Consider the following 7,848-nt stretch of genomic DNA (forward strand, 5'->3'; position numbering starts at 1 on the left):
AGTAGCAAAAATACTGTTAATGAAATGCAAGAGCTTGTCAGATATGTGACCTGAGTGCGCTTCCTTGCTCTGCATTAGGTTTCTTTCTCGAGCCACTGTATTCAGGTATGCGGACGGGCGAAAGAGTTAGATCTTAAAGGCATAAGATAAGCTATTTTTAATGGATAAAAACCGGAAAAGTGATTGTTTTATACGGTGTTAGGGGCGATTTGCTGAGATATCAGGAAGGATTGTTCCCGCAAGGTGGTTAAGTCGGCCAAGCTAAACTTTTGGGAATAAAAAATGAAATTTTAGAATTTCAGGTAATAACTTGCCCCGTCTATAGTGCTGTTACGTACAGAGAGTAAGAGCAGTGACTATGGACTATTTACCTATTTTTGCCGATTTAAAGCGTCGCCCATGCCTGGTAGTAGGCGGTGGAGAAGTGGCCTGGCGTAAAACCCGGATGCTGCTTAAAGCCGGTGCCGATGTTCGTGTCATTGCTCCTGAGCTCAATGCCGATTTTCTGCAGGCGGCAGATAACGGTGACATTACTCTTCTTGCTGAGCATTTTATGCCAGAACACCTTGACGGTATCTTTCTGGCTATCGCTGCCACCGATCGCAAAGCCATCAATGCTCTGGTGTACCAGTCGGCAAATCAGCGACAGGTGCTGGTGAATGTGGTGGATGATACCCAGCGTTGCAGTTTCATCGTGCCATCGATTGTTGATCGCTCTCCTCTTATTGTGGCTATTTCATCTTCTGGCAAAGCGCCGGTACTGGCGCGTCTGGTCCGTGAGAAGCTGGAAGCCTTGCTGCCTCAGCATCTTGGTAAAATGGCGACGCTGGCAGGCCAGTTTCGCGATCGCCTGAAGAATACGGTGAAAAGCCTGTCTGCCCGCCGTCTGTTCTGGGAGCAGGCATTTGACGGCCGTTTCGCCGAGCTGGTTGCCGCCGGGCAAGATAAAGAAGCCGAGCAGGAATTGATTCGCCAGTCCCAGCAGGTGACTACCCAGGGCCAGGTTGCACTGATTGGTTCCGGCCCCGGCGACGCCGGTTTGCTGACCCTGCGTGCATTGCAATTAATGCAGCAGGCCGATGTGGTGCTGTATGACTATCTGGTATCGGACGACATCATGGATCTGGTACGCCGTGATGCAGAGCTGGTCTGTGTTGGTAAACGCGCCGGTTATCACAGTGTGCCGCAGGAAGAAACTAACCGCCTGCTGGTGGAATACGCCAGTCAGGGTAAACGGGTGGTTCGCCTGAAAGGCGGTGATCCTTTCATTTTCGGCCGCGGAGCAGAAGAGCTGGAAGTGCTGTTTGATGCCGGTATCCCGTTCCAGGTTGTGCCGGGCATTACCGCCGCAGCCGGCGCGACGGCCTATGCCGGAATTCCCCTGACACACAGAGATCATGCACAAAGTGCCATGTTTATTACTGGTCATACCAAGCCGGACAGCGACAATCTCGACTGGTCTACACTGGCACGCGGTAAGCAGACGCTGGTGATTTACATGGGGCTGATGAAATCAAGCCACATCCAGCAACAACTGATTCAGCATGGCCGCGCTGCAGAAACGCCGATTGCGATTATCGAGCGCGGCACGCAGGCATCGCAAAAAGTCTTCAGAGGCCAACTGAGCGAGCTGGCTCAACTGGCAGAGAATGCAGAATCGCCGTCACTCATCGTGGTGGGTGAAGTGGTGACTCTTGCGGATAAATTACATTGGTTCGGAAAGCAGGAACAACAAGGGCAACCACACCCCGCTGTCGTGAGCCTGGCTTAACATGGAGAGAAAGATGGATCCGAAACGCCTTACCCACCTTAAGCAGCTCGAAGCGGAGAGTATTCATATCATCCGTGAAGTGGCCGCTGAGTTTGATAACCCTGTGATGATGTACTCCATCGGTAAAGATTCATCGGTGATGCTGCATCTGGCCCGTAAAGCCTTTTATCCGGGGAAAATTCCTTTTCCGCTGCTGCATGTCGATACCGACTGGAAATTCCGCGAAATGATCGAGTTTCGCGATGCGACAGCGAAGAAATACGGTTTTGACCTGCTGGTGCATAAAAACCCGGAAGGCATGGCGATGGGTATCAGCCCGTTCGAGCATGGCTCGTCAAAGCATACCGATATTATGAAAACCCAGGGCCTGAAGCAGGCACTGAACCAGTACGGTTTCGACGCCGCATTTGGTGGCGCCCGTCGTGACGAAGAGAAATCCCGTGCCAAAGAGCGCGTGTATTCTTTCCGCGACAAAAACCACACCTGGGATCCGAAAAACCAGCGTCCTGAGTTGTGGAAGACCTATAACGGCCAGATCAACAAAGGCGAGAGCATCCGAGTGTTCCCGCTGTCGAACTGGACCGAGCTGGATATCTGGCAATACATCTACCTGGAAGGCATCGATATTGTGCCGCTCTACCTGTCACAGGAACGTCCTGTGGTTGATCGCGACGGCATGCTGATCATGGTGGATGATGACCGCATGAAGCTGCGTCCGGGTGAGCAAATTGAACACAAGAGCGTACGCTTCCGTACCTTGGGCTGTTACCCGCTGACCGGGGCGATTGAATCTGAGGCCAAAACTTTGCCTGAGATCATCGAAGAAATGCTGGTGGCCACCTCCAGTGAGCGTCAGGGACGGGCGATCGACCACGATCAGTCGGGATCCATGGAATTGAAGAAACGTCAGGGTTATTTCTAAGGAGTCGGGACATGAACAGCGCAATTCAACAACAAGTAGCTGAGCTGGGCATTGAAGCTTATCTGGATCAGCACCAGAACAAGTCTCTGCTTCGGTTCCTGACCTGTGGTTCAGTGGATGACGGCAAAAGTACGCTGATTGGCCGTCTGCTGCACGATTCACAGCAAATTTATGAAGATCAACTGGCCGCTATTCACGCTGACAGTCAGAAAGTGGGCACCACTGGCAGTAAGCCGGATCTGGCCTTGCTGGTTGACGGTCTGCAAGCGGAACGTGAGCAGGGCATCACTATTGATGTGGCTTACCGTTATTTCTCGACTCAGCAACGCAAGTTCATCATTGCCGACACCCCGGGGCATGAGCAGTACACCCGCAACATGGCGACAGGGGCCTCTACCTGTGATGTGGCGGTGATCCTGATTGATGCCCGTAAAGGTGTGCTGGATCAGACCCGTCGCCACTCCTACATTGCCAGCCTGCTGGGGATTCGCCAGTTTGTGGTGGCCGTCAACAAGATGGATTTGGTCGGTTTTGAGCAGGCGCGTTTCGAGCAGATCCGGGATGATTATCTGGCGTTTGCCAAAAAGCTCAATGCTGACATCAATATCCAATTGGTCCCGCTGTCGGCACTGGAAGGCGACAATGTCGTCACCGCCAGTGAGCTGACACCCTGGTATGAAGGCGAGCCGCTGCTGTCTTTGCTGGAAAGTGTGGAAATCAACAAAAAAGTGGACGGTGAATTACGCTTTCCTGTGCAATATGTTAATCGCCCGAATCTGGACTTCCGCGGCTTTGCAGGCACGCTGGCCTCGGGCACTGTGACTGTCGGAGATGCGGTGAAAGTGTTGCCATCGGGTAAATCGTCAACGGTTGCCCGTATTGTGACTTTCGACGGTGATCTGGCTCAGGCTCATTCCGGGCAGGCAATTACGCTGACCCTGAACGATGAGATTGATATCAGCCGCGGTGACACTATCGTTCATGCTGGTGACGACGTTGCACTCAGCAATCAGCTACTGGCTGACATTGTCTGGATGGCTGAAGCACCACTGGAAACCGGTCGTCAGTACGATATCAAAGTGGCGGGCAAGAAAACGCTCGGCTCGGTTAGTGCGATTCGCCATCAGGTTGATATTAATAACCTGGACACCTTTGCCACCGATGTGCTGCCTCTCAACGGCATTGGACTGTGCGAAGTGGTGCTCAATGAGTCTATCGCGATCGATTCATACCAGAATTGTGCCGATACCGGTGGTTTTATTCTGATTGACCGCCTGACCAATGTGACTGTGGGTGCCGGCATGGTGCGTGAGGCGCTGACGGAATCCGCCCCGTCTCAGCAGGAATACAGCGCCTTTGAGGTTGAGCTCAACGCGCTGGTCCGTAAGCACTTCCCGCACTGGGGTGCCAAAGATCTCAGTAAGTTGCTGGGGTAATGCCGATGGCATGGGAACAAGCTCTGGTACTGGCGATGCTGGTGGTGATCATAACCTGTTTGATCACCACCAGAATCAAACCTGCCTATCTGTTTGCAGGTACAGCCTTTATTGGTTTTCAAACCGGGATGATAGAGCTGTCAACTTTGGCGGGTAACTTCACCAACGCGTCGTTGCTGACCCTGGTCCTGCTGATCCTTGTTTCCATTGCTCTTGAAAAAACGCGCCTGATCAGTTGGGTCGGGCGCCAAATTTCTCAGGGAGGACAAACGTCTGTGGTGGCCAAGCTTGGCCTGTCGACGGCTTTCCTGTCTTCCTTTACCAATAACACGGCAGTGGTGGTGTCCTTGATTGGCGCAGTAAAGCGTAATCAGCGCCATGCGCCGTCTCGTTTGTTAATACCACTGTCCTACACCGCGATATTAGGCGGTACGCTGACCCTGATTGGTACCTCGACCAATCTGATTGTAAACAGCTTTGTCGAAGATGCCGGGTTACCCAGCCTGGGCTTTTTTGCGCCTTCAATGATTGGACTGGCGGTGTTGCTGGTCGGGCTGGTGTTTTTGATCCCCCTCAGCCACTTTCTACCCAATTACGATGACAGCAGCCAGGATGAACTGCCTTACTTTCTGGAAGCCAAAATAGAGCCGACCTCATCGCTGGTTGGCAAGTCGGTTGCTGAAAATGGCTTACGGGCACTGCGCCGCTTGTTTCTGGCAGAAATCATTCGTGACGGCAAGACGATTGCACCTGTGTGTCCCGAGACGGTATTGCGGGCCGGTGACAGACTGCTGTTCTGTGGCGATATCGAAAGTGTCACGACCTTACAGGAAATCGACGGACTGAGGTTATTTGGCCAGCACCACCTCAATGGGCAGTCCATGATGGAAGTGGTGGTCAGTCATTCTGCCGGTATTCGGGGTAAAACGCTGAAAAGCGTGCAGTTCCGCGAACGTTTTGATGCTGTGGTGGTGGCGATCCGTCGCGGCCATGAACGTCTGGCCGGCGGACTGGGTAATATTGAACTGCATCCTGGTGATACTCTGGTGATTGTGCCCGGCAAAACGTTTCATGAGAAAAAGCAGACGTTAAATCGTGAATTTGTCCTGATCAATGGTCTGGACTCCAGCGCCCGGCTGGATAGCACCAAGAGCATGGCCGTGCTGGGCGGTTTTGTTGCTGTGATTACCGCGGGCCTGCTGGATGCTTTACCTCTGATCAAAGGACTGGCCGGTTATCTTTTGTTGTTGCTGGCAACCGGTATCATCAGCTTTGCCGAAATTCGCCGCCGTTTTCCAATTGATATAGTGGTGATTGTAGGCTCGGCATTATCACTGGCTCAACTGATGCTTGCCAGCGGCCTGTCTGAGCAGATGGGCAATATCATGATGACGTCCTTTAATGGCTGGGGCGTCTACGGCGGGTTAGTGGCCGTGTATCTGTTGACCTTGCTGATGACTGAGCTGGTGACGAACAATGCTGCGGCAGCCTTGTCTTTCCCTTTAGCGTACAGTCTGGCACTGAGCTATGGGGTCGATCCTATGCCCTTTATTATGGCGGTGCTGTTTGGTGCCAGTGCCAGTTTTATTTCACCTTATGGTTATCAGACGAATTTGCTCGTTTACACCGTAGGCAACTATAAGTTGCGAGATTATCTACGGATCGGGTTGCCGTTTTCCGTGATGTACTCAGTGGTTGTATTAGCCCTGATCCCGCAGTTCTTTCCTTTTTAATGTGTTATAGCAACGGAGTGTAAAATGACCGCTGTCGTTCAACCCCATGAAAATGAAAACGTGGTCTGGCACAATCACCAGACCGATAAAGCACAGCGTGCTCAGTTAAAAAATCAGAGACCCTGCGTGCTGTGGTTTACCGGGTTGAGCGGTGCCGGCAAATCGACGGTGGCCGGGGCGTTGGAAAATCGCCTGGCTGAACAGGGCTTCCATACTTATCTGCTGGATGGCGATAATGTTCGCCATGGCCTGTGCAAGGATCTGGGTTTCTCTGCTGAGGATCGTAAGGAAAACATTCGACGTATCGGGGAAATGGCTAAGCTGATGGCTGATGCTGGTCTCATTGTGCTGACCGCGTTTATCTCTCCCCATAGAACTGAGCGTCAGTTGGTTCGTGAACTCCTGCCTGAGGGAGAGTTCATTGAAGTCTTCGTGGATACACCTCTGGCAGAATGTGAAAAGCGCGATCCTAAGGGCCTGTATAAGAAAGCCAGAGCGGGAGAGATTAAAGACTTTACCGGCATTGATTCTGAATATCAGCCGCCGGCGAATCCAGAGATTCATCTGCAAGCGGGCAACGCATCGGTTGATGAGCTGGTGACTCTGTGCGTGGAAGCATTAAAACAGCGTCACATTATTTAAGACAAGGAGTACAGCGTGAGCGCACTACTGGAGTCTCTCTATCAGGTTGCACTGGAAGCAGGGCAAACCATCATGGACTGTTATCACAGCAATGTCCGGGTTGAAGAAAAAGCGGACAAGAGCCCGGTCACTGAAGCTGACCTGGCTGCCAATGCGGTGATAGTCCGTCATTTATTACAGCTTACGCCCGATATCCCAATTCTCTCTGAGGAATCTGCTCATACTGAATGGCGTGACCGTCAGCACTGGCAATCATTCTGGCTGGTGGATCCGCTTGATGGAACAAAAGAGTTTCTTCGGAAAAACGGTGAGTTTACGGTTAACATTGCCTTGATTAAGGAAGGTAGGCCCGTGCTTGCCATAGTGCATGCTCCTGCTTTGGGTAAAACCTGGCTGGGAGACGGTAATAAAGCCTGGCTGCAAACCAAGGCTGGTCGGGAACCAATCCGAGTGAGAGAAGCAACAGTGCCGACCGTGGTGGGGAGCCGTTCTCATCCAAGTCCGGACATGGCTGACTTTCTCAATAAGTTGGGTCAGCACAAGATGACTGAGGTCGGGTCATCCCTGAAATTTTGTCTGGTTGCAGAAGGAAGGGCACAATTCTACCCGCGTTTAGGGCCAACCATGATGTGGGATACCGCTGCCGGTCAGTGTATAGCAGAAAGTGCAGGTGCATCCGTTACCTTATTTAATCAAGAGCCACTGCAATATCATAGGGAAGAGTTGCTGAACCCTTCTTTCCTGGTTAGCTGTAAGTAAATGCTTTTATGCCGTCGGGGTAACCCGACGGGTTGCTCTTCTGCTCTAGTGGTTTGAGCTGATCGTTTCCTCAGTTTCTACGTTCTCCTTTGAGTCTCTGTTTCTTTATCGTGTCTGTCCCATACCTGTTTTGGCTGTTTTTTGTGTTTTTTATCAGTTTCAGAGTAAAAGGTAGCCGGTTGCAATAAAATCACCAAAAAACACTTGCTGCTTTCAGCTAACCCCCTATAATGCCGCCTCACTGACAGGGCACACACGGGTTTGAATAAGTTCTTGGTAACTTGTGAATAACTTGTGTGAACTGAAAGTGGCGCAAAAAGAAAGAGAAACAGGGTTGACACTCGTTTTTGTTTTTGTAAAATGCGCACCCTCGCCGAGTAAAAGGTGCTAAAGGTTTAAAACCTGAAGTTATCCTTGGTGAGTGCTTGGTTAAGAAGGTGTTTGAGAAAGTTTTTAAAATAACGCTTGACTGAGAAAAAATGCTGGGTAGAATACGCAGCCCTGACCAACGAGACATAACGTTGAGTCAACGCTCTTTAACAATTTGACCATGCAATCTGTGTGGGCACTCGACAATGATACAGT

6 protein-coding genes are annotated in these 7,848 nt (G+C 51.4%); all 6 read left to right on the plus strand.

Annotated elements, in window-relative coordinates; all coding sequences use genetic code 11:
* Nucleotides 1-358 precede the first annotated feature (358 nt).
* From cysG to cysQ, 6 genes are read left to right on the plus strand one after another with little or no spacing between them, the layout of a single operon-like run.
* Nucleotides 359-1,771, plus strand: coding sequence for a siroheme synthase CysG (gene cysG / locus KCG43_RS19185; protein WP_192017794.1), 1,413 nt, complete (start codon nt 359-361; stop codon nt 1,769-1,771).
* A 13-nt stretch (nt 1,772-1,784) separates the two neighbouring features.
* Complete coding sequence (gene cysD, locus KCG43_RS19190; RefSeq protein ID WP_192017795.1) at nt 1,785-2,693, plus strand: sulfate adenylyltransferase subunit CysD; 909 nt, start codon at nt 1,785-1,787, stop codon at nt 2,691-2,693.
* 11 nt (nt 2,694-2,704) lie between these two features.
* Nucleotides 2,705-4,129: a sulfate adenylyltransferase subunit CysN gene (gene cysN / locus KCG43_RS19195; RefSeq protein WP_218386920.1), complete on the plus strand. Its 1,425-nt coding sequence runs from the start codon at nt 2,705-2,707 to the stop codon at nt 4,127-4,129.
* A gap of 5 nt (nt 4,130-4,134) precedes the next feature.
* Nucleotides 4,135-5,862 carry an SLC13 family permease gene (locus KCG43_RS19200; protein ID WP_192017797.1) on the plus strand — a complete coding sequence of 576 codons (1,728 nt, stop codon included), beginning with the start codon at nt 4,135-4,137 and terminating at the stop codon, nt 5,860-5,862.
* Nucleotides 5,863-5,886: 24 nt separating this feature from the next.
* A complete protein-coding gene (gene cysC / locus KCG43_RS19205; protein ID WP_192017798.1) occupies nt 5,887-6,504 on the plus strand; it encodes an adenylyl-sulfate kinase in 618 nt (205 codons plus the stop codon).
* A 15-nt stretch (nt 6,505-6,519) separates the two neighbouring features.
* The gene (cysQ, locus tag KCG43_RS19210; RefSeq protein WP_192017799.1) at nt 6,520-7,263 is read left to right on the plus strand and encodes a 3'(2'),5'-bisphosphate nucleotidase CysQ; all 744 of its coding nucleotides are present in this window, start codon (nt 6,520-6,522) and stop codon (nt 7,261-7,263) included.
* The last annotated feature ends 585 nt before the right edge of the window (nt 7,264-7,848 follow it).

Source organism: Photobacterium sp. WH24 (genome assembly GCF_019204055.1).
GTDB classification, from domain to species: Bacteria; Pseudomonadota; Gammaproteobacteria; order Enterobacterales; family Vibrionaceae; genus Photobacterium; species Photobacterium arenosum.

Coding starts and splice junctions, on each gene's coding strand:
- cysG (WP_192017794.1), top strand. CDS start 359: ATGGACTATTTACCTATTTTTGCCGATTTAAAGCGTCGCCCATGCCTG.
- cysD (WP_192017795.1), top strand. CDS start 1,785: ATGGATCCGAAACGCCTTACCCACCTTAAGCAGCTCGAAGCGGAGAGT.
- cysN (WP_218386920.1), top strand. CDS start 2,705: ATGAACAGCGCAATTCAACAACAAGTAGCTGAGCTGGGCATTGAAGCT.
- KCG43_RS19200 (WP_192017797.1), top strand. CDS start 4,135: ATGGCATGGGAACAAGCTCTGGTACTGGCGATGCTGGTGGTGATCATA.
- cysC (WP_192017798.1), top strand. CDS start 5,887: ATGACCGCTGTCGTTCAACCCCATGAAAATGAAAACGTGGTCTGGCAC.